This is a genomic window from Streptomyces sp. NBC_01515 (genome assembly GCF_045040345.1).
Lineage (GTDB): Bacteria > Actinomycetota > Actinomycetes > Streptomycetales > Streptomycetaceae > Streptomyces.
In genome coordinates this window covers 10,436,648-10,458,086 of sequence record NZ_CP109416.1, presented here as the reverse complement: position 1 = coordinate 10,458,086, position 21,439 = coordinate 10,436,648, and the positions used below count along the sequence as shown (strand labels likewise).

The following is a 21,439-nucleotide window of genomic DNA, read 5'->3' as shown; positions in this document are numbered from 1 at the left end:
GTGGTGTCTCCACCACGTCAAGAATAATTACTAATTTAGTTGAAGTGGGTCAGGTGAACGTAGCCGTCGACTCCGCGGAACACCGCGTCGACCGTCCCGCCCGGCCCGGCCACCGCCCCGAGCGCACCGTCGAACGCCGCGCTGGGGAACGCCGGTTGCTTGGTCCAGCCCTGCCACGCACCGTTCTCGTACCGCTGCTGCCAGAGCGTGTAGTCGGCGGCCCGCGCGTACAGCACCACGGCATCCCCTACGGCGACCAGCGTCGGGCTCCCGCTGACGGTCCCGCCGACCGAAGCCCACGGCGACCACTCCCCCGTCAGGTCCCGGGACCGCGTCCACACGTCGTCGGCCGCGCTGCGCACGGCGAGATGCACCCGCCCCTGCGCGTCCACGGCGGCGGACGGCCGCCCGTACACCGCCCGGCCACCGGGTGCGCCGAGCGAGGTCCAGCCGGTCGACGGGCCGCGCTGCACGACCTGCCCGTCCGCGCCCGTGGCGAACAGCGTCCAGTGCGCGGGATCGGCGAACGCCACCGACGGCGCGTCGGCCACCCGGCCGCCCAGGCTCTGCCACGCACCCCAACGGCCACTGGCGTAGACCCGCCGGTACACCCGCGAGTCGGCGCCGCGCACGAAGACGTCGATCCGGCCGCCGGCCGATGCGTACGCGGCGGGCTGGCCGAGAATCCCGCCCTTCGCCGGACCGCCGAGGTCCCGCGTCCCGCCGTCGGCCTGCTGGACGAGCGAGCCGTGCGCTCCGCGCAGGAAGGTGGTGAGCGTGTCGCCGTCACGTACGACAGCCGGACTCGCGGTGGTCTTCTGGCCCAGATTCGTACCGGGCAGCGCGTCCGCCCCGGTCAGCTTGAGGAGCGCGGTGCCGTGCGCCGGGATCTCGACGGTGTACGACCCCGTGTGCGTGCCCCGGTCGGCGCGAGCCCGCAGGTCGCGTACCCGCACCGACCCGCCGAGCCCGGCATCCGCGAACTGCACGGTACGCAGGGCGGGTTGGTCGGACCGGTTGAGCAGGACGACCGCGCGTCGGCCGTCACCGGTGAGGACCTTGCTGTAGACGTCACCGACGGAGTCACTGGCCACCCGTACGCCCTGGACCGCGAGCGGGTCCTGGTCGACGGCGATGATCTCCGGGTTGCGCAGGGTGGCGAGCATCGAGTCGGACAGGGTGCGCGGGTCGGAACCCAGGACGAGCGGCGAGCCCATCTCGGCCCACATCACGTACTGCGTGGTGGACTCCTCCTGGGTCAACTCCAGTGTGCCGTCCGACATTTGGCGCATCGGGATGAGGTAGTCCGGGTCGTTGTAGTGCCCGGGTCCCTGCGCCTCGGGGTGCCAGGCGTTGGCGTCCATGTTGCGCAGGATGTTGGGCCACTGACCGGGGCTCGGAGTGCCCCAGGCGATGTCCGTGCCGGTGCGCCAGGAGTCGGCGATCGTCGGGGCGTAGACGTACGTGTTGTGCGCGTCCTGCTCGGGGGTGTGCGGCAGACCCCAGTCGTCGGTGAGCGGGTTGCACAGGTTCAGCAGCATCTTGCGGCCGGACTTGGCCACCGCGTCGCTGAACTCCTTGTACGCCGGGCCCGGATCGAGCTTGGCGCCGATCCCGCACAGGAAGTCGACCTTGACCGCGTCGATCTTCCAGCCGGCGAACTGCCGTGCGTCCGCGTCGTAGTGGCCCCTGCTGCCGAGGCCACAGCTCTTGCCGCCGTCGTAGGTGCCGGCGTCGGTGTAGATGCCTGCCTTCAGGCCGCGCTTGTGCAGGTAGGAGACGAGGGCGGGGATGCCGGAGGGGAACCGGGTCGGGTTGGCGACCAACCGCCCTTGCGCGTCACGCGGGTTGTCGGCCTGCCAGCCGCCGTCGAGCCACACGATGTCGTAACCGGCGTCCCGCAGACCGCTGTTGACCAGCTTGTCCGCGACGGAGCGCACTTGCTGCTCTGTCGGCGCGCCCAGACCGTAGTAGGTGTTCCAGCCCATGTAGGGCGTCGGCGCGAGACCGCTGTCGTAGTAGTCGGGTGCGCCCTGGTCGACACCGGTCCGCGCCGTGGCCAGAGATGCCGTGTTCTGCGCCGTGGCCACCGGAGCGGCGGTCGCCGCCAGTACGGTCGCGATGGCGACGACGGTGGCGCGGCGCGTCCGTCTCGAAGCCGCGGGTGTGCGGACCTGCGGATGTGAAGTCACTTGCCTCTCCCGAGGGTTGGGAAGCAGGAGGACGTGACCCGGGCCGCACTGCGACAGGGGCTTCCGGCGTCACGGCGACGACTGTGGCGCGCGACCGAAACCCTGTCAACATTAATTCCTAATTTATTAGAAGGCTGCATCAGGGGTTGACACAGCTTCCCTCGCGTCACAGCCTTTGGCAACGTTGTCAGTGCCGCCGGTTTTGATGGGACATCACGCTCATGACAGATCAGCCGAGTTCACCACACGTGTCGCGCCGCTCCATCGTCACCACGGGTTCCACGCTGCTCGCGGGGTTCGGCCTGGGGTCCCTGCTGCCCATGTCGACCGCCACCGCCGCCGGTGCCGGCCCGACGACGGTGCCCTCCTCCCCCGGCACTCCCGGCGAACTCGCGCTCCACCGCCCCGTGTCCGTCTCCTCGACGGCCTACGCGCCGACCCCGGGTTCGTTCGTGGTGGACCGGCTCGGCTCGCCGGGTGTGCGCGGCACCGGATGGCGTGCTGCGGCGGGCGACCCGCAGTGGATCGCGATCGATCTGCAGGCCGCGTGCACCGTCACGTCGATCCGCCTCACCTTCGAGGCCGACGCGAGCGACCCGGTGTTCACCCCGCCCGCCACGGGCAACCCGGCCGACGGCACAACGGGCAAGGAAATCCAGTCCAGTTACTCGGTCGAGTACGTCGTCGAGACATCCACCGACCACACGACCTGGACCAGCGCGTACCGCACCACGGCGGGCACGGGCGGAGTGGTGAACATCCAGCCCGCGCGCCCGGTCACCGCCCGCTGGGTACGGCTGACCTCACTCAGACGCTCCAACCCCAACCCCCTCGGCCTGAACGGCTTCGAGGTCTACGGCACCGTCGCGGGCCACCGGCCGTCGGCCACGGGCTGGACCGACTGGGGCACCCACTCCGGACCGGCACCCAAGCTGGCGGTGGCCGAGGACGGCACGGTCCCGGTGGAGTCCGGCTGGCGGCTGACGCTGGACGACTGGGCCGAGGGCGACGGCGCGCAGTTGTCGAAGGCGTCCGTGGACACCGGCAGTTGGCTGCCGGCCACCGTCCCCGGCACGGTACTCGGCTCGCTCGTGGACCAGGGCAAGCTGCCCGACCCCGTGGTCGGACTGAACAACCTCCACATCCCGGAGGCCCTGTCACGTCATTCGTGGTGGTACAGGCGGGAGTTCGAGCTGCCGCGCGGTCTGCGGACCGGGACCGGGCGCCGGACCTGGCTGGAGTTCGACGGCATCAACCACACGGCCGACATCTGGCTCAACGGTCACCAAGTGGGCGGTCTGACCTACCCGTTCGCCCGCGCGGCCCTTGACGTGACCGAGCTGCTCGCGGCGGGCGGGGCGAACGTGCTCGCCGTGAAGATCACACCCATGCCGGTACCCGGCAGCCCCGGCGACAAGGGCCCCGCCGGTGAGTCCTGGGTGGACGCGGGCGCCAACCAGATGAACCTCAACTCCCCCACCTACCTGGCCTCTTCGGGCTGGGACTGGATGCCGGCGGTACGCGACCGGGCCGCCGGCATCTGGAACCACGTCCGGCTGAGAACGACCGGCCATGTCGTGATCGGCGACCCGCGGGTCGACACCGTGCTGCCGGACCTTCCCAAGGTGTCGACCGCCGAACTGACGATCGTCGTACCGGTCCGCAACGCCGACACCACCGACCACAGGACGACGGTCTCGGCGGCCTTCGACAACGTGCGGGTCAGCAAGGTCGTCACCGTACCGGCGGGCGAGAGCGTCGACGTCACGTTCACGCCTGCCGTCTTCGGTCAACTGCGGCTGCGCGACCCGGAGTTGTGGTGGCCCAACGGCTTGGGCGACCCGGCCCTGCACAAGCTCACCCTCACCGCGGCGCTCGACGGCTCCGAGAGCGACCGTCGCACCACCCGGTTCGGCATCCGTCAGTTCGGCTACGAGTACGAGGTGCCGCTGCCGTTCGCCAACTCCGGTGACGCGTACACCCAGTCCGTGACGTTCGACCGGCAAAAGGCCCGGTACGTGCGCGTCAAGTGCCTTACCAGGGCCTCGGGTTGGGGCTACTCCCTGTGGACCCTGGCCGTACGCGACAGTGCGCGGCCCGCCACCGACCTGGCCCTGCACGCACAGGCCGACGCTTCGAGCACGGACGGGGACGACCATGCCGCCGGCAACGTGACCGACGGTGATCCCGGCACCCGCTGGTCCTCGGCCTACACGGACGACCAGTGGATCCGGGTCGACCTGGGGTCCGTGCAGTCCTTCGACGGGGTCGACCTGACCTGGGAACAGGCCTACGCGGAGACCTACTTGGTGCAGGTCTCCGCCGACAACGCCACCTGGACCGATGCCGTGCCGGTGGACAACAGCGCGGTTCCGCTGCCCTTCAACAACGGCAACGCGAGCCTGCAAGTGGAGGACTTCGCCGCCCGGACCGCCCGTTACGTCCGCATCAACTGCGGGCTGCGCAACACCAGTTGGGGCAACTCCCTGTGGTCCCTCGGTGTCGTCGACAGCACCGCTCCCGGCACCGACCTGGCCCTGCACCAGAAGACCACCGCGTCCACCGAGGATCCCGACCACCCGGCCGCGCACGCCACCGACGGCGACACGAGCACCCGTTGGTCCTCGGAGTACGAGGACCACCAGTGGATCCAGGTCGACCTCGGAGCCTCGAAGAAGTTCGACCGGGTCGCCATCCTCTGGGAGTCGGCGTACCCGAAGACCTACGTGATCCAGGTGTCGGACGACGCCGACACGTGGACCGACGTGAAGTCGGTGTCCAACACCCCCGACCCGTTGAAGATCAGCGTGAACGGGGTGCGGGTACTGGCCCGGGGCGGCAACTGGGGCTGGGACGAGCTGTTGCGCAGGATGCCGCCGGAGCGGATGGACGCGGCCGTACGCATGCACCGCGACATGAACTTCACCATGATCCGCAACTGGGTGGGCACATCCGACCGTGAGGAGTTCTTCGCCGCCTGCGACGAGCACGGGATCCTGGTGTGGAACGACTTCCCCAACGCGTGGGGCATGGACCCGCCGGACCACGACGCCTTCAACTCGATCGCCCGGGACACCGTCCTGCGCTACCGCATCCACCCCAGCGTGGTCATCTGGTGCGGGGCCAACGAGGGCAACCCGCCCGCCGCCATCGACCAGGGCATGCGCGAGGCCGTGGAGGACCAGGCCCCCGGCATCCTCTACCAGAACAACTCGGCCGGCGGCATCATCACCGGTGGCGGACCGTACGGCTGGGTGGAGCCGGAGAAGTACTTCGACCCAACTACCTACGGCAGCAAGGACTTCGGCTTCCACACCGAGATCGGCATGCCCGTCGTCTCCACCGCCGCCAGCATGCGCGCCATGACGGGCGACGAGCCCGAGTGGCCGATTCGCGGCGCCTGGTACTACCACGACTGGAGCGAGCGCGGGAACCAGGCACCGCAGACGTACAAGGCGGCCGTAGAGGCGCGCCTCGGCACGACCACCGGCCTGGACGACTTCGCGCGCAAGGCCCAGTTCGTCAACTACGAGAACACGCGCGCCATGTTCGAGGCCTGGAACGCCAATCTCTGGGACAACGCCAGCGGCTTGATGCTGTGGATGTCCCATCCCGCGTGGCACAGCACGGTCTGGCAGACCTACGACTACGACTTCGACGTCAACGGCACGTACTACGGCGCCCGTTCGGCCTGCGAGCCGCTGCACGTCCAGGCCGATCCCGAGGGGCGGGTCATCGCGGTCAACCACACGCGCGACGGCCTCAAGAACGCCGTGGTCTCAGCGCAGTTGATCGATCTGACGGGCCGTCGGCTCGGCGGGAACAAGACCGCCCGACTGGACGTCGCACCGGCCACGACCGCGAAGGCGTTCAGCGCGGCCTGGACCGACGACCTGCCGGACCTGCATCTCCTCCGCCTGACGCTGACCGGCGGCGACGGCCGAGTCCTGTCGCGCAACACGTACTGGCGCTATCGCACACCGGCCGCCATGCGGGCGCTGGGCAAGACTCCGCAGACGAAGGTCTCCGCGACGCTCGGGCGCGTGTCCCGTTCCGGAGCCCGTACCGAACTGACCGCCACCGTCCGCAATCACGGGTCGGCCGTCGCCGCGATGGTCCGCCTCTCGCTGAAGAACGGCGCGACCGGCCAGCGCGTCCTGCCTACGCTGTACAGCCACAACTACCTGTGGCTGCTGCCCGACGAGTCCCAGACCGTCACCCTGTCCTGGCCGACCCTGGCCCTGACCTCAGGTCGTCCGCTCCTGGAGGTGGAGGCGTACAACAGCCGCCCGTCGACGGCGAGTTAGTCCCCGGGCTTCCCAGATATCGGTCCTTCAGGAGGCCTCCACCGCCGTCTTGATCCGTTGCCCGAACCCGGGCGCGTCCTTGCGTGCCGCACCCAGCGCGAAGCCCACGAGCAGCTTTCCGATGCCGTGGCCTTCGAGGACGTTGAAGATCCTCACCTTGGTCGTGCCCGGACCGGTGGCTTCGAGGTCGTAGCCACCTTCGTCCGCCGTCACGGTGTTCTTGGAGGTCTCCGTCCAGCGGATGCGATGGGGGGCCTCGAACTCGGTGATCCGGAACGTGCGGCCCGTCTTCATACCGGCGTCCTTGACGGTGCTGGTGAAGACGGTGCCCACGGCCGTCGGGCCCTCGGGAGTCTTGGTGATCTTCTGGACCCTCGGGCTGAACTTGGGGTCGTTCGTGCCCTCGGCGAGGAAGGCGAAGACTTCCTCGACGGGGCGGTCGACCTCGGCTGTCGCCTCGAACTGTCCGGCCACGATTCCTCCTGTGCTGCGGTGGGAGTTTTGGCTGGGTGCGCGCTGATGTGCCGAGCACCATCAGCTTATCGGCGCGGCTCCGCCCGTGCTCCCTGTCGGCGCTCCCGCCGGTTCCAGGGCACTGAAACCACTGTGAAACCGAGCTGAATGCGCCCTGCCGCAAGCTCTGCGGCATGACGACAACGACCCATGAACTCGCGATCTCGGCCACCGGGCTGCGCAAGGCCTACGGGGACAAGACAGTGCTCGACGGCATCGGCCTGGCCGTCCCGGCCGGTACCGTCTTCTCCCTGCTCGGTCCGAACGGCGCCGGCAAGACCACCGCCGTCAAGATCCTCTCCACCCTCGTCACCGCCGACGCCGGCGAGCTGCGGGTCGGCGGTCACGACCTGGCCACCGACGCGCAGGCCGTACGGGCCGCGATCGGTGTCACCGGACAGTTCTCCGCCGTCGACGGGCTGATCACCGGCGAGGAGAACATGCTCCTCATGGCGGACCTGCACCACCTGTCCAAGCAGGAGGGCCGGCGGGTCGCCGCCGAGCTGCTGGAGCGCTTCGACCTCACCGAGGCCGCCAAGAAGCCCGCGTCCACCTACTCCGGCGGTATGAAGCGCCGCCTCGACCTCGCCATGACCCTGGTCGGCAGCCCGCGGATCATCTTCCTCGACGAACCGACCACCGGCCTCGACCCCCGCAGCCGCCACAACATGTGGGGCATCATCCGGGAGCTGGTCGCGGGCGGTACGACCGTCTTCCTCACCACCCAGTACCTGGACGAAGCCGACGAACTCGCCGACCACATCGCCGTGTTGAACGACGGCAAGCTCGTCGCCGAGGGCAGCGCCGAGGAGTTGAAGCGGCTCGTCCCCGGCGGCCACGTGCGGCTCCGGTTCACCGACCCGGACGCCTACCAGTCCGCCGCGACGGCCCTGCGCGAGGTCACCCGGTTCGACGAGACGCTCTCGCTGCAGATCCCCAGCGGCGGCAGCCAGCGCGAACTGCGCGCCATCCTCGACTGGTTGGACGCCGCCGACATCGAGGCGGACGAACTGACCGTGCACACCCCCGACCTCGACGACGTGTTCTTCGCCCTGACCGGCGGCGCCAAGGTCACCCACCAGCCCAGCGTGCCCAACCAGCCCAACCAGCCCAAGGAGAACGTCCGATGAGCACCCTCTCCCTCGCCGTCCGCGACTCGTCCACGATGCTGCGCCGCAACCTGCTGCACGTACGGCGCTACCCGTCCCTCACCCTGAACCTGCTGCTCACGCCGATCATGCTGTTGCTGCTCTTCGTCTACATCTTCGGCGATGTGCTGAGCACGGGCATCGGCGGCGCGGACCGCTCCGACTACGTCGCGTACCTCGTCCCGGGCATCCTGATGATGACCATCGGCGGCACCGTGATCGGCACCGCGGTGTCGGTCGCCACCGACATGAACGAGGGCATCATCGCCCGCTTCCGGACCATGGCGATCCATCGCGGGTCCGTGCTCGTCGGGCACGTCGTCGGCAGTGTGATCCAGTGCGTCGCCAGCGTGGTCCTCGTCGGCGCGGTCGCCGTGGCCATCGGTTTCCGGTCCACAGACGCCACGGTCCTGGAGTGGCTGGCGGCCTTCGGACTGCTCGCGCTGTTCTCCCTGGCGCTCACCTGGATCGCGGTCGGGATGGGCATGGTCAGCCCGAGCGCCGAGGCGGCCGCCAACAGCGCCCAGCCGCTGATCCTCCTCCCGCTGATCTCCAGCGCGTTCATCCCGGCCGACACCATGCCGGGCTGGTTCCAGCCCATCGCCGAGTACCAGCCGTTCACCCCGGCCATCGAGACCCTGCGCGGCCTGCTGCTCGGCACCGAGATCGGTAACAACTGGTGGATCGCGCTCGCCTGGTGCGTCGGCCTGACCGTGCTCGGCTACCGCTGGTCCACGGCCGCGTTCAACCGCGACCCGAAGTAGTCGCCATGACAGCGCGGGCCGCCTCCCGCAACTCGTCCCGCCCCAGGGCGGCGTACTCCGACACCGCGTCGGCGTACGCCGCCCCGTCGGCGTCCTCGGCCGCCTGCCGGGCGAGGTCGGCCGACATCGTCGGCTGGAACTCCCGCAGCACGCCCAGCCGTTCGGCCAACGCGATCATCCGTACGGCGCCTTCGTCTCCTTCATCGTCTCTTTCGCCGGACGCGAGCCCCACCATGCCGAGGGCGTGCAACATCGTCCCGAGCAAGGGGAGTTCGGAGGGCGAGCCGACCGGTTCGGCGAGCAGTGTCCGCAGCCGCCGGCGCAGCCGGTCGACCAACTCCTCGACCAGCGCGAGCCGATCGGCACGTGCGTGGGCCGTCACGGCCACCGCCTGGACCATGAACGCCCACGGATCGAGCCAGGCATCGGCGTCGCGCAGCGCACCGGCCGCGAGCATGCGCTCCACCGCACCGCGCCACAGGCCGAGTCCGACCTCCGTCAGCCCGCGGGCGAGCGCGATCTCGGCACGCCCGCCGAGGTCCGGCCGGTAGAAGTCGTCCTCCGGCGGGGTGTTGTCGCTCTCCGCCTGCCGCAGCCAGTACTCCGCCTCGTCGGCGTCACCGCGCTGCAGACAGGCGAGGACGAGGAGCGAACGGATACCGACGTAGTCGTGCCCGTCACCGAGCCGCGGCAACACCGCGAGGGACGCGTTGAGATGCTCGTACGCCTCCTCGCCCCGCCCGGTCCGCAGGCACAGCTCGCTCAACCGTGAGTGCACCATGAGCTGCACGGACGGATTGTCAACTCGCGCCAGCCCTACGACAGTTCGGCGGGCGGAGACCAGCGCGCGCTCGATGTCGTGCTCGAACTCCCAGACGTAGCACGCCACGCACTCGGCGATACCGGAGAGCAACGGCCCCTCGCCGCCCCCGCCTTCGCCTTCGCCTTCGCACAGCCTGCGCAACACGTCGTAGTCGGGCCGCCGTATCTCGGGGATCGCGCTCAGCACGATCGCGGTGGCGCGCATCAACGAGGTCGGCGGGGCCGACGGCAGCCGACGGAGGGTGACGAGCTGGCGTACGGCACGCGGGCCGGCGCCCATGAACACGGTCACCGTGCCCAACACGGCGGCGGTGCGGGCGACTTCGACGTATCCGGGCGCGGGGTAGTAGTGCGACAGGGCCGGTCCGGTGTCCTCGGTGAGGGCGATGAGGCGGGGATAGTCGGTGCCGGTAGACCACAGACCGGCGAGGACGGCGGTCACGGCGGCGGTCGCGGGATCGTCCGCACGCGCCAGCGCATGCCGCAGCGCCGTCACGAGGTTGTCCTGCTCGCCCTTGATCCGCTCCCACGCGGCCTGCGAGTCCGACCCGAAGAGCACATCGTGATGCGCGACCCCGAACTCCCGCGCCCAGACAAGGAATTGGTCTACGGCCGCCTCGTCCTCACCCGCCTCGGTACGCCGGGCCGCGCTGAACTCCCGTACGGTCTCCAGCATCCGGAACCGCACACCGGCCGGAGTGTCGGCGACGGTGAGCAGCGACTGGTCGGCCAACTGCTCCAGCAGCACCAACGCGTCGTCGCCCAGCACCTGTTCGGCCGCCTCGCCGGAGAAGCCGCCGGGGAAGACGGACAGCGTGCGCAGCGCGGCCCTGGCGTCCTCGGCGAGCAGGTTCCAGCTCCACTCGACGACCGCGTGCAGGGTGCGGTGGCGCTCCGGGACGTCCCGCGCACCGCCGCGCAGCAGCGCGAACCGGTCGCCGAGGCGGCGGGCGATGTCCGGCACCGACAGAACCCGCACCCGCGCCGCCGCCAACTCCACGGCGAGCGGCAGCCCGTCGAGGTGCCGGCACAGCTCGGCCACCGCGTCCGGCGGCAACTCCACCCCGCTCCGGGCGGCCCGGGCCCGCTGCGTGAACAACTCGACCGAGACCCCGAGACCGAGTTCCGGGAGCGCGTACACCGCCTCCGAGGTGAGGCCGAGCGGGGAGCGGCTGGTGGCGAGCACCCGCAGGTCCTTGGACGACGAGACGAGTGCCTGGACGAGGTCGGCGGCGCCCCGGATGATCTGCTCGCAGTTGTCGAGGACCAGCAGCGCGGGACCTGAGCCGAGCACGCCGAGGATGCCGGCCACCGGGTCACCGGAGGCGGGCCCGTTCATGGCACCGGCGCCGAGCGCGGAGGCGACCTCGGCGGCCACGTCGGCGTCCTCGGTGACACCGGCGAGCGGCACGAAGTACACGACGCGCTGCTCGGCCCGCCGACTGACGGCGTGCGCGAGCCGCGTCTTGCCCAGCCCGCCGGGTCCTACGACGGTGACGGCACGCGAGGAACGAAGCAACCCTTCCACCGCCGCGATGTCCTCGTCCCGCCCCAGCAACGGGTTCGGCTCGTGCGGCACACCATGCCGGGCCACGGGCGCCTCGCCACGCAGCAACTCCTGCTGAACGGCCTTGAGTCCGGCCCCCGGGTCGGTGCCGAGCTCGTCGCGCAACTCACGCCGGTACGCCTCGTACCGGGTCAACGCGGCGGACGGCCCCGCCGTCGCGGCCTCCCCCCGCAACAGCTCACCGAGCACCTCCTCATCCCGCGGATGCGCTACGGCGGCCACGGCCAGCGGCGCGGCGGCCTCCGCGTGCCGTCCGAGGCGGGCGAGCGCGAGCGCCTGCGCACGGACGAGCGCGTCGCGGACGGGGGCACGCTCTGCACGCAACGCGGCCACGGGGTCGTCGGCGTCGCCGCCCTGATCGGGGGTGCCTTCCCACAGCGCGAGCCCGGCCTCGGACTCGGCCAGCGATCCCGCGTGGTCCCCGGCCCTGGCCCGGTCCGCGCTCGCGGCGGCGTGCAGCAGCAGGGCGGAGCTGTCGACCTGGTCCTCGGCGAGGGCGAGCCGGTATCCGGTCGGCGTGCTGACGATGAGGTCCGCGCCCAGCTGCGCCCGCGCCCTGGACACGAGGACCTGGAGCGCCTTTCCCGGCCGCTCCGGCAACTCGTCCGGCCACAGCCCTTCCACCAGCCGCTCGGTGCTGCAACCGGTGCGCAGGTCGCCCGCGAGCAACGCGAGGAGACCACGGAGACGGGGCGCGGTGACCTCCTGTCTTCGATAGGCGACACGCGGCAGCAGGGTCAGGTCGATGCTCACCCGTGCAGATTAACGAAGGTCCCGCCACCACTCCCCTACTCGGCACCGGACCGACCACGTGCGAGAGCGTCAAGATCCCCTCCCAGGCGTGCGAGCGGGGACAACGCCAGCGCCACCGGGGACAGCACCATGCCCGCGGCCGTCAGCAGAAGGCTGGTCCGCAGCCCCCACTCCTGCGCGAGGAACCCGCCGAACAGCGAGCCCAGGGGCGACAACCCCATGCCGACGAACGTGATCGTCGCGGCCACCCGCCCCTGCATCCTGTGCGGAGTCACGGCCTGCCGGACGGCCATGACGGTGACGTTCACCAACTGCCCCGCGACCCCGAACACGAAGTTCACCGCGAGAAGTACGGCCACCGTCATCGCGGACGACCCGCGTAGCGCGGGCACACACAGGAACACGCCGTCACCGAGTGCCGCCGCGACCACGATCACCCGGCCATATCCGAACCGGCCCGGCAACCGGGCCGCCAGCAGCGCGCCGACGAGCGCCCCCGGACCGGTCACCGCGAGCGCCAGGCCTACGGCGGTGCCCGAGAGGTGCAGTTCCCGGGGGAGGAAGAGCAGATAGCCGGTCATCGTCGCCGCGAAGAAGAACTGAAAGGCGGCCGCGGCGAGACAGACGGCCCGCAGCAGGGATTCACCGACGACGAAACGCAGTCCTTCATGGATCCGCCGCCCTACGCGAGGGGGATGCTCCGAGCGCTCCGGGACGGACTCGGTACGGCGGATCCGTCGGACCGACAGGAACGACAGCACGAAGAACAGCGCGCTGGAGGCGACAGCGACCGGCGCCGACAGCAGGGTCACCAACGCGCCGCCGAGAGCGGACCCACCCAGCTGCGCCGCGGACCGGCTGCCCTCCAACGCGCTGTTGCCGCGCACCAACTGATCGGATGTCACCAGCCGTACGAGAGAGGCCTGATAGGCCACATCGAAGAACACGGACAGGACCCCGGCGACGAAGACCAGCACGAACAGGGCTGGCAGACCAAGCCAGTTGAGCAGTCCGGCCACGGCGGCGGCGCCCAGCACCAGGCTCCGTCCGACGTCCGCCACCACCATCACCGTGCGCGTCCGCCATCCGTCCACCCAGGCGCCGACGAGGAGCGAGAGCAGCAGGATCGGCGCCTGCTCCACCGCACGCAGGACACCCAACTGTCCGGCACCGACGTCGAGCGTCAGGACGGCGAAGAGCGGTAGGACCACCAGGCTTGACTGTTCGCCGAGTTGGGAGACCGTCTGGCCCAACCAGAGCCAGCGGAAGTCATTGTTCGAAGTGGACGGCACAGGAACCCTTTGAGTTGCCGACAACGAGACCCGCGACCCGGCGCGCGAAGGACGCGCCCATGGTTCGAGCGGGGAGGGAAAAGCTCGCTGTGCCGCAGCAACTTCAAGGGCGGCACGCGATGACGGGCCGATCCCGGCCTATGCCGTCAACGCGCGCCCGGACGACCGGGCATCTCTGGGCTCCAACATCTCGGCGGTCACTGGCGGTTGGGACGGTAGCTCTTCGAGGGGCTGACGCGAAAGACGGCCTCCGTCATTGCCAAACCCAGCGTGCGCACGAGCCCAGAGTGCGCACGCGAGGGGAATTTACTAAGGCTGATTTATAAAGTAGCCTTAGCATATGAACGACGACGACCTGGACCCGAACGCGGTCGCCTCGGCCCTCCTCGCGAGCATCGGTGTGCTGGTGCGGCGGGCCCGGCAGGTGCCGGTTGAGGGCGGGCTCACGATGCCCGAGCGGAGCGCCCTGTCGCGGCTGGACCGCGCGGGCCCCACCACCTCATCCGCACTGGCCCGGGAGGCGCAGATCACCGCGCAGGCCATGGGGGCGACGCTCAACGCGCTGCGGACCCGCGGCCTGGTCGAGCGCCGCCCGGATCCGGACGACGGCCGGCGCGCGGTGCTGACGGTGACCGACGCGGGCCGCCAGGCACTGCGGAACAAGCGCAACGCGCGGGCCGAACTCCTCGCCCAAGCCCTGACCGGCGGCGCGTTCACCCCGACGGAGCTGGAGCAACTCGCCGCAGCAGCACCGCTGTTGGAGCGACTGGCCCAGCACATCTGACGTCGACGGAGCCACGAGGAAGCAGACTGATGACGACAGATCCTCCCAAGTCGCGCGCCCCGCGCCGCCCGGCCGCCGACGACCGGTACAAGTGGACGGCGCTGACGAACACGACCGCCGCGGTCTTCATGTCCGCACTGGACGGCTCCATCGTCCTGATCGCCCTGCCGACGATCTTCCGGGGCATCCACCTCGACCCGCTCGCGCCGGGCAACATCGCGTATCTGCTGTGGATGATCATGGGGTACCGGCTGGTCCAGGCCGTGTTGGTGGTCACGGTGGGGCGGCTCGGCGACATGTACGGCCGGGTCCGGATCTACAACTCCGGGTTCGCCGTCTTCACCTTCGCCTCGGTCCTGCTCTCCTTCGACCCCTTCGACGGCGGTCACGGAGCGATGTGGCTGATCGGCTGGCGGGTGTTGCAGGCCGTCGGCGGCTCGATGCTGACCGCGAACTCGGCCGCCATCCTGACCGACGCCTTCCCCGAGGAACAGCGCGGCTTCGCCCTCGGCATCAACCAAGTCGCTGCCCTGGGTGGGATGTTCATCGGTCTGGTCGCCGGCGGTCTGCTGTCGGCCTGGGACTGGCGCGCGGTGTTCTGGGTGAACGTACCCATCGGCGTGTTCTTCACCGTGTGGGCCTACCGCACCCTGCGCGAGACCGCCAAACACGACGGCGGCCGCATCGACTGGTGGGGCAACATCACCTTCGCCGTGGGCCTCAGCGCCACCCTGATCGCCATCACCTTCGGCCTCCAGCCCTACGGCGGCCACACCATGGGCTGGACCAACCCGCTGGTCGACGTCCTGATAGCCGGCGGACTGCTCCTCCTGGCGGCCTTCGTCGTCATCGAGAACCGTGCCTCCGCACCGATGATCCAGCTCAGCCTCTTCCGCCAACGGGCCTTCACCTTCGGCAACTTGGCGGGCCTGGCCATCTCGATCGGCCGGGGCGGAATGCAGTTCGTGCTGATCATCTGGCTCCAGGGCATCTGGCTCCCGCTGCACGGCTACGACTATGCCGACACCCCGCTGTGGGCCGGCATCTTCATGCTGCCGCTGACCGCGGGCTTCCTCGCCGCGGGACCGGTCTCCGGGTATCTGTCGGACCGGCTCGGTTCCCGGGGGCTGGCCACCGGCGGCGCGGCGCTGTTCGGCGCCACCTTCCTGGGCCTGATGTGCCTGCCGATCGACTTCAGTTACTGGATCTTCGCGGTGCTGATCGCGCTCAACGGAATCGCCAGCGGGATGTTCGCCTCCCCCAACTCCTCCTCGATCATGGGCAGTGTGCCCGCCCGGCTGCGCGGTGTCGCCTCCGGCATGCGCGCCACCTTCCAGAACTCCGGCACCGCCGTCTCCATCGGCGTGTTCTTCTCCCTGATGATCGCCGGGCTGGCCAGGAGCCTCCCCCAAACCCTCACCGCTGGACTGCAACAGCAGGGCGTACCGGCCCACTTGGCCGCCCAGGTCGGCGGACTGCCCCCGGTCTCGTCCCTGTTCGCGGCGCAGCTGGGCGTCAACCCGATCCAGCATCTGCTCCAGCCCAGCGGAGTCCTGAACCATCTGACGGCGGCGCAGCAACACACCCTGACCGGAAGCGAGTTCTTCCCGAGCCTGATATCCGGGCCCTTCCACTCCGGCCTGGTCATCGTGTTCGCCTTCGGCGCCACCCTCGCCTTCCTAGCCGCGATCTCCTCCCTGCTGCGCGGCGCCGGAACCGGCCCCACGGCCAAGACCCCGGGCGCCCGCGAATCCGCCACCGGCGAGGCCCTCGCACGACCGGACAGGTAAGCAGGCGGCCAAGCCCACCCCTCCTCACTTCCCCGCGACCAGCACCCAGCCCCCAGCCCCCAGCCCGACACTCACAGGAGAAGCAACTCCCATGCCACTGACCACAATCGATCCCGGGGCCGCGCTCGTCGTGGTCGACCTGCAGAAGGGCATCGTCTCGGCTCTCACCGACGCCCCGGTCACCGCCGCCGTCAAGCAGGCGACCCACCTGGCCACCGAGTTCCGGCGCCACGGTCTCCCCGTGATCCTGGTCAACGTCACCGGCCGCGCGCCGGGACGTACCGACACCGGACGTACCGCCAACTCGCCTGTGCCGCCGGCCGGTTGGGCCGACCTCATCGACGAACTCGACGTACAGCCGACCGACCACCTGATCACCAAGCGGCGGCGCAGCGCGTTCCACGACACCGGACTCGACACGCTCCTACGGGACTTGGGCATCACGCAGGTCGTACTCACCGGCATCGCGACCAGTTCGGGCGTCGAGTCGACGGCACGCTCGGCCTCCGACCACGGCTACCACGTCGTCCTGGCCACCGACGCCATGGGCGATCCCGACCCCGAAGCCCACCGCCACAGCATCGAGCGCGTCTTCCCCAAACTCGGCGAGACCGTAACCACCGCCGAGGTCGTCGACATGGTGGAGGCGACGCGGTGACCCTGCTCGGCCGACTCCTGAAGAACCGCAGAGCAGGCGAGATCCACACCGCGTGGAACCTGCCCAAGCTCCAAGGCCCCGACCAACTGACCCTAGCCAGCCAGGACTTCGGCGACGGCGACACCATGCCGCTGGAGAACTGCGCGAAGCAGATCGGCGGCGCCGACCAGTCCCCTCACCTGACCTGGACCCCGCTCCCGCCCGGTACCGCCCAACTCCTCCTGGTCGTAGAGGACATCGACGTTCCGATGGCCAAGCCAGCCGTGCACTGCCTTGCGCTGATCGACCCGTCGGCAGCCGAACACCTGGAACCCGGCGCCCTGTCCGCACGGCAGCCCGGCCCCGGGGTACGGATCCTCCGCTCCACGATCGGACGGGGCTACCACGGCCCCGCGCCCATCAAAGGCCACGGCCCACACCGCTACGTATTCGAGCTGTTCGCCCTCTCAACGCCCGTGGACAGCGCGGCCACCACGACACCGATCGACCGGGCCCGCCCCCGCGCCTTCCTGCCCACCGTCACCGCACCCGTCCTCGGCCGGGGCCGCCTGACCGGCGTCTACGAACGCTGACCCGCCAATCCGGACAGCTTTACTTCACGAGTGCGGCGGCACTTCGGTACGCCGCGGCGGCAGCGTCCCGCACCGGCAACGCACGATGCGCGTCGGAGAGGATCTCCACACCCCAGGGGCCGTGGAAGCCGGCCGTGCGGAGCGCGGCGATGATCCCCGGCAGGTCGAACGAGCCCTCTCCGCACAGCCGTCGGCGATGCACGGTGTCCTCGAAGAGCGTGCCGATGACGTCGCTGTCGGCGTCGTTGAGCTCCACGCCCACGATCCGCGACCCGGGTACGTCGGCCAGGTCGGCCGGTGGGGTGTGGGCGCGCTCGACGTGCCAGGCGTCGATGATGAGGCCGCCCGCCGGGTGGCCGGCGGCCTCGACGAGCCGTAGTCCGTCGTGCACGGTCCTGAGGTTGGACCAGGGCAGCGGCTCGACCCCGAGCCGCGCGCCCACCCCGTCGGCCTGGGCCGCCAGTGCGGCGAACTCCGCGGCCCAGACGTCGAGTTCCCAGAGTTCGTCCGCCACGTCGGGGCCGATCTTGAAGGTGCGGGCGCCGAGGGCCTCGATGGCCCGCAGCATTCCGGCGCGGACGGCGTCCGACGCGGCCCGCCGGGGTCCGTCGGCCCACCAGTCGGTCAGCAGCTCCAGCTCGACGTGGCGGATCCCGTTGTCCTCGAAGAGGGACCGGATCCCGGCGATCCCGTACGCGCGCTCAGCCTCCACCAGGTCCGCGTACAGCAGCCCGAAGGCGGTGAATCCGGCGTCCCGCGCCGCCTCCACCCGTTCCCGCAGGTCGAGCGGACTGCGCTGGTCCTCCCGGTCGGGAGCGGCGTCACCCGCCGTGGTCCAACACGTGGCCAGCAGTTCGTCAACGATCACTTCTGATCCCCGAACTCCTCAAGTACCACGTCAAGCCATCAGGCATCACGCACCAGGCCCGTATACGACTACTACTACGCGACGCCGCGCAGCACCGAACGCAGGTGCTCGGCGCTCGCCCACACGTCCTCGACCGGGCCCTTCGTCGTGGGCTCCTCGGTGAGGATGGTGTCCTGTTCGAGGACGTACCAGCCGTCGTAGCCGCGGGCGCTGAGGTGGGTGACGATGGCCTGGACGTCCACGTCGCCCGCGCCGAGCGGGCGGTACATGCCCTTGCGCACGGCGTCGGTGTAACTGAGCTGTCCGTCCTGGACCTTGGCGGCGAGGGAGGCGTCCACGTCCTTCATGTGGGTGTGGGCGATGCGCTCGGGCGCCTGCCGGGTGAGTTCGGCCGGGTCGGTGCCGCCGATGAGCAGGTGGCCGGTGTCGAGGCAGAGCGAGATCGCCGAGTGCTCCAGAACGCGCCGGACCTCGTCGCCGTTCTCGATCATCGTGCCGACGTGCGGGTGCAGGACGGCGCGGACACCGCGTTCGGCGGCCAGCGAGGCCAGCCGGTCGAGGTTGGACAACAGCAACTTCCAGCCGTCGGCGTCGAGTTCGGGGCGGGAGTCGTAGCCGTCCTGGCCGGTGATGGCCGACAGGACGAGCACCTCCGCCTTCGAGGCGTCGTAGCCCTGGAGGAGCTGTTCGGCCTCGGGCAGCGGGTCGTGTCCGGGCACGTGCAGCAGCAGCGGGGTGAAGCCGCCGACGGCGTGCAGGTCGTGGTCGGCGAGCGTGCGGGCCATGGCGTCCGGTGCGCTGGGCAGGAAGCCCTCGGGGCCGAACTCGGTGGCGGCCAGGCCGACTTCACGCATCTCGTTCAGTACCCGCTCGGGCGTCAACTGGTAGCCCCAGCCGGGCACTTCGCACACGCCCCAGGAGATGGGAGCGCCGGCGATCCTGTTCAGGGGGGACGTGGTCATGCTGTGGCCTTTCCGAGCTTCCGGTGGGGGTGGGCGACCGCGGCCGTCGACGTGACGTCCGGGGTCCGTCTCTCCGCCGCCGACGCTTCGTGCCATCGGCGTACGACGAGCGATTCCACAGGCGCCATCGCCTTCTCCCTCAACCTCAAGAGACCACCAAGGCTGAAGCGGTACCGATCAGCCGACGGCCAGGCCGTTCACACGGGCGCAACGCTAGACCGGTTGCGGGGCAACATTGAAGGGGTGGAATCCATCATTAACCCGTCATCGCATACATCTTTTTTCCATCATCCGTGCCGCCGCCGGTACATTCGCGCGGGATCGCCGACCGTTCACGGTGAAAGGGGTGCGGGCTCATGACAGATCGCGAGGTTCCGTCTCGGGTGGTGGCCGCTGAGCGCATCGCCTCGGAGCTGGGCTTCGAGCTGAGCTGCATCCCCGAGGTGGGCAGACTGCTCAAGGTGGCCGCGGCCTCGAAACCCCGCGGAGTCGTCGCGGAGAGCGGCACCGGTTCGGGTGTGGGCACGGCCTGGCTGCACAGCGGACTCGGCACCGGTGCCCGTCTGGTCACCGTAGAACGAGATGCGGAGCTTGCCCGTCGCGCGGCCGGTCTCTTCGCGGACGACGACCGTGTCGACGTCCTCACCGGCGACTGGCGGCTGCTGGAGCGGCACGCCCCCTTCGACGTCTTCTTCTGCGACGGCGGAGGCAAGCGCGACGACCCCGAGCGAGTCGTCTCGCTGCTCGCCCCGGGAGGCCTCCTCGTCCTGGACGACTTCACCCCGTCGCCCCACTGGCCGCCACGGTTCGACGACGAAGTGGATGAGCTACGCCTGTTCTACCTGACCCATCCAGCGCTCGACGCCACGGAGTTCCTCACAACACCGGCCAGTTCAGCGGTAGTTGCCGCCCGCCGCCGCTGACGGTCACCGGGGCGGCTGCTTCAGGAACAGCGCCAGTCCGGTGAGGAGCCGGTCGACGTCCTCGACGCTGGTGTAGGGCGCGAGCCCGATACGCAGGCCACCGGAGTCGCCGAGACCGAGCCGCCGGGAGGCCTCGATGGCGTAGAAGGAGCCAGAGGGTGCGTACACGTCACGTTCCGCCAGGAAACGGGAGGCGTCCTGCGTGCCCTGCGCGCCGAAGGCCTCGTCCAGGGTCAGGAGCACAGTGGGCGTCCGGTCGGCCGCCTTCGAGTGGACGGTGATCCCGTCCAGCGCGGCGATCCCCTCGTCGATACGCGTACGCAGGGGCTCCTCGTGCTGATGGAGCGCGGCGAGGCTCGTTGTCAGCCGCTCACGACGACTGCCGACGGCGTCCGTGTCGAGACGGGCGAGGACGTCGACCGCGGTGCTCGTCCCGGCAAGCAACTCGTAGGGCAGAGTGCCGAGTTCGAAACGTTCCGGAACGGCGTCCGAGGACGGCAGGAGCTTGTCCGGCCGCAGGGTTTCCAGCAGTTCGGGCCGGGCGGCGAGGACGCCGTGGTGCGGGCCGAGGAACTTGTACGGCGAGCACACGAAGAAGTCAGCGCCGAGTTCGCCGATGTCGACCAGGGTGTGCGCGGTGTAGTGAACGCCGTCGACGTAGACCAGCGCCCCCGCCTCGTGAGCGAGCCGCGATGTCTCGGCGATCGCGGGCCGGGTGCCGATCAGGTTGGAAGCGGCGGTGACGGCGACCAGCCGGGTGCGGTCGGACAGGGCGGCACGGAGGTGGTCCAGGGTGAGTTCGCCGGTCGCGGGATCGAAGTCCGCCCAGCGGACAACGGCGCCGACCCGCTCGGCGGCCTGGATCCAGGGACGGATGTTGGCATCGTGGTCGAGCCGGGTGACGACGATCTCGTCTCCGGGCGACCAACTCGCGGCAAGGGTGCGGGAGAAGTCGTAAGTGAGCTGGGTGGCGCTACGCCCGAAGACGATGCCCGAGGCCTCCGCCCCAAGCAGATCGGCCATGGCCTCGCGCGCCCCGGTGACGATCGCATCGGCGTTGCGCTCCCCCGCGGTCACCTGCCCACGGTTCGAAAGCGGGTTCGCCAGCGCCTCCGTAATGGCCTCGATGACCGGCCGCGGCGTCTGCGTACCCCCGGGACCGTCGAAGTGGGCGGGCCCCCCGCTCAGGGCGGGGAACAGAGCACGCAGGGCAGTGATGTCGTAGGCCACGGAAGTGAGCTCCTGTCGATGCCGTGTACGGGCCTCGGGGCCCCGGGTGTCCACGACGATCATCGGACATCCAGGGGTTTCGGGGCAGTGGGCGGGGTCCTCGGTGTCTGACCCGTTGGACTCGGACGCCGGCGGCCTGTACGCGTTCGGGTTGGTGTTCCACGACGCGCCCTCGAAGACCGGCGAAGCCCGGTCTTTCAGGGGCGCGGGGAACTGCGCGACCAGCCCCCACCGCCCCGCACCCACAAGACGACCCAAAACCCCCGACGCCGACAACTCCCTTCCCACAACACC

15 protein-coding genes are annotated in these 21,439 nt (G+C 70.1%); 8 read left to right on the top strand and 7 right to left on the bottom strand.

All coding sequences use genetic code 11. The annotated features are described in order from the left end of the window. Positions 1-35: 35 nt before the first annotated feature. On the bottom strand, positions 36-2,192 hold the full coding sequence (locus OG407_RS46235; RefSeq protein ID WP_405867009.1) for a glycoside hydrolase family 27 protein: 2,157 nt from the start codon (positions 2,190-2,192) through the stop codon (positions 36-38). 221 nt (positions 2,193-2,413) lie between these two features. Between OG407_RS46235 and OG407_RS46230 the strand changes: the two genes are divergently transcribed. Further along, the gene (locus OG407_RS46230) at positions 2,414-6,499 is read left to right on the top strand and encodes a discoidin domain-containing protein (protein WP_405867007.1); all 4,086 of its coding nucleotides are present in this window, start codon (positions 2,414-2,416) and stop codon (positions 6,497-6,499) included. A 27-nt stretch (positions 6,500-6,526) separates the two neighbouring features. On the opposite strand, the gene OG407_RS46225 is transcribed toward OG407_RS46230, so the two are convergent. Further along, entirely contained in the window at positions 6,527-6,973 is a 447-nt protein-coding gene (locus OG407_RS46225; RefSeq protein WP_405867005.1) for an SRPBCC family protein, read from the bottom strand. A gap of 173 nt (positions 6,974-7,146) precedes the next feature. Between OG407_RS46225 and OG407_RS46220 the strand changes: the two genes are divergently transcribed. Continuing rightward, positions 7,147-8,142, top strand: coding sequence for an ATP-binding cassette domain-containing protein (locus OG407_RS46220; protein WP_405867003.1), 996 nt, complete (start codon positions 7,147-7,149; stop codon positions 8,140-8,142). Then, positions 8,139-8,924: an ABC transporter permease gene (locus tag OG407_RS46215; protein ID WP_318020960.1), complete on the top strand. Its 786-nt coding sequence runs from the start codon at positions 8,139-8,141 to the stop codon at positions 8,922-8,924. The genes OG407_RS46220 and OG407_RS46215 overlap by 4 nt, the downstream gene beginning before the upstream one ends. On the opposite strand, the gene OG407_RS46210 is transcribed toward OG407_RS46215, so the two are convergent. Further along, positions 8,905-12,066: an ATP-binding protein gene (locus OG407_RS46210; protein WP_405867001.1), complete on the bottom strand. Its 3,162-nt coding sequence runs from the start codon at positions 12,064-12,066 to the stop codon at positions 8,905-8,907. The two genes, OG407_RS46215 and OG407_RS46210, sit on opposite strands and share 20 nt — an antisense overlap. A gap of 35 nt (positions 12,067-12,101) precedes the next feature. Then, positions 12,102-13,358 carry an MFS transporter gene (locus OG407_RS46205; protein ID WP_405866999.1) on the bottom strand — a complete coding sequence of 419 codons (1,257 nt, stop codon included), beginning with the start codon at positions 13,356-13,358 and terminating at the stop codon, positions 12,102-12,104. Positions 13,359-13,698: 340 nt separating this feature from the next. Here OG407_RS46205 and OG407_RS46200 point away from each other — a divergent pair, with 340 nt between their 5' ends. The 4 genes from OG407_RS46200 to OG407_RS46185 all read left to right on the top strand — a co-directional run bounded on the left by OG407_RS46200 (position 13,699) and on the right by OG407_RS46185 (position 17,162). Further along, positions 13,699-14,142 carry a MarR family winged helix-turn-helix transcriptional regulator gene (locus tag OG407_RS46200; RefSeq protein WP_405866997.1) on the top strand — a complete coding sequence of 148 codons (444 nt, stop codon included), beginning with the start codon at positions 13,699-13,701 and terminating at the stop codon, positions 14,140-14,142. Between the two features lie 29 nt (positions 14,143-14,171). Further along, positions 14,172-15,932: an MFS transporter gene (locus tag OG407_RS46195; RefSeq protein ID WP_405866995.1), complete on the top strand. Its 1,761-nt coding sequence runs from the start codon at positions 14,172-14,174 to the stop codon at positions 15,930-15,932. A gap of 91 nt (positions 15,933-16,023) precedes the next feature. Further along, positions 16,024-16,590 carry a cysteine hydrolase family protein gene (locus tag OG407_RS46190; RefSeq protein ID WP_405866993.1) on the top strand — a complete coding sequence of 189 codons (567 nt, stop codon included), beginning with the start codon at positions 16,024-16,026 and terminating at the stop codon, positions 16,588-16,590. Next, positions 16,587-17,162 carry a YbhB/YbcL family Raf kinase inhibitor-like protein gene (locus OG407_RS46185; RefSeq protein WP_405866991.1) on the top strand — a complete coding sequence of 192 codons (576 nt, stop codon included), beginning with the start codon at positions 16,587-16,589 and terminating at the stop codon, positions 17,160-17,162. Before OG407_RS46190 ends, OG407_RS46185 begins: the two co-directional genes overlap by 4 nt. A 19-nt stretch (positions 17,163-17,181) precedes the next feature. Here OG407_RS46185 and OG407_RS46180 read toward each other — a convergent pair whose 3' ends face one another. Both OG407_RS46180 and OG407_RS46175 read right to left on the bottom strand, forming a co-directional pair. Further along, positions 17,182-18,030, bottom strand: a complete 849-nt coding sequence (locus OG407_RS46180) for a sugar phosphate isomerase/epimerase family protein (RefSeq protein WP_405866989.1) — start codon at positions 18,028-18,030, stop codon at positions 17,182-17,184. 74 nt (positions 18,031-18,104) lie between these two features. Then, entirely contained in the window at positions 18,105-18,992 is an 888-nt protein-coding gene (locus OG407_RS46175; protein WP_405866987.1) for a sugar phosphate isomerase/epimerase family protein, read from the bottom strand. A gap of 356 nt (positions 18,993-19,348) precedes the next feature. Here OG407_RS46175 and OG407_RS46170 point away from each other — a divergent pair, with 356 nt between their 5' ends. Then, complete coding sequence (locus OG407_RS46170) at positions 19,349-19,915, top strand: O-methyltransferase (RefSeq protein ID WP_405866985.1); 567 nt, start codon at positions 19,349-19,351, stop codon at positions 19,913-19,915. A 3-nt stretch (positions 19,916-19,918) separates the two neighbouring features. On the opposite strand, the gene OG407_RS46165 is transcribed toward OG407_RS46170, so the two are convergent. Further along, positions 19,919-21,145 carry a cysteine desulfurase-like protein gene (locus tag OG407_RS46165; RefSeq protein ID WP_405866983.1) on the bottom strand — a complete coding sequence of 409 codons (1,227 nt, stop codon included), beginning with the start codon at positions 21,143-21,145 and terminating at the stop codon, positions 19,919-19,921. Between the last annotated feature and the right edge of the window lie 294 nt (positions 21,146-21,439).

What these genes read in the sequence shown, in the direction of transcription:
- OG407_RS46230 (WP_405867007.1), top strand. Translation starts at nt 2,414, where the DNA reads ATGACAGATCAGCCGAGTTCACCACACGTGTCGCGCCGCTCCATCGTC.
- OG407_RS46220 (WP_405867003.1), top strand. Translation starts at nt 7,147, where the DNA reads ATGACGACAACGACCCATGAACTCGCGATCTCGGCCACCGGGCTGCGC.
- OG407_RS46215 (WP_318020960.1), top strand. Translation starts at nt 8,139, where the DNA reads ATGAGCACCCTCTCCCTCGCCGTCCGCGACTCGTCCACGATGCTGCGC.
- OG407_RS46200 (WP_405866997.1), top strand. Translation starts at nt 13,699, where the DNA reads ATGAACGACGACGACCTGGACCCGAACGCGGTCGCCTCGGCCCTCCTC.
- OG407_RS46195 (WP_405866995.1), top strand. Translation starts at nt 14,172, where the DNA reads ATGACGACAGATCCTCCCAAGTCGCGCGCCCCGCGCCGCCCGGCCGCC.
- OG407_RS46190 (WP_405866993.1), top strand. Translation starts at nt 16,024, where the DNA reads ATGCCACTGACCACAATCGATCCCGGGGCCGCGCTCGTCGTGGTCGAC.
- OG407_RS46175 (WP_405866987.1), bottom strand. Translation starts at nt 18,992, where the DNA reads ATGACCACGTCCCCCCTGAACAGGATCGCCGGCGCTCCCATCTCCTGG.
- OG407_RS46170 (WP_405866985.1), top strand. Translation starts at nt 19,349, where the DNA reads ATGACAGATCGCGAGGTTCCGTCTCGGGTGGTGGCCGCTGAGCGCATC.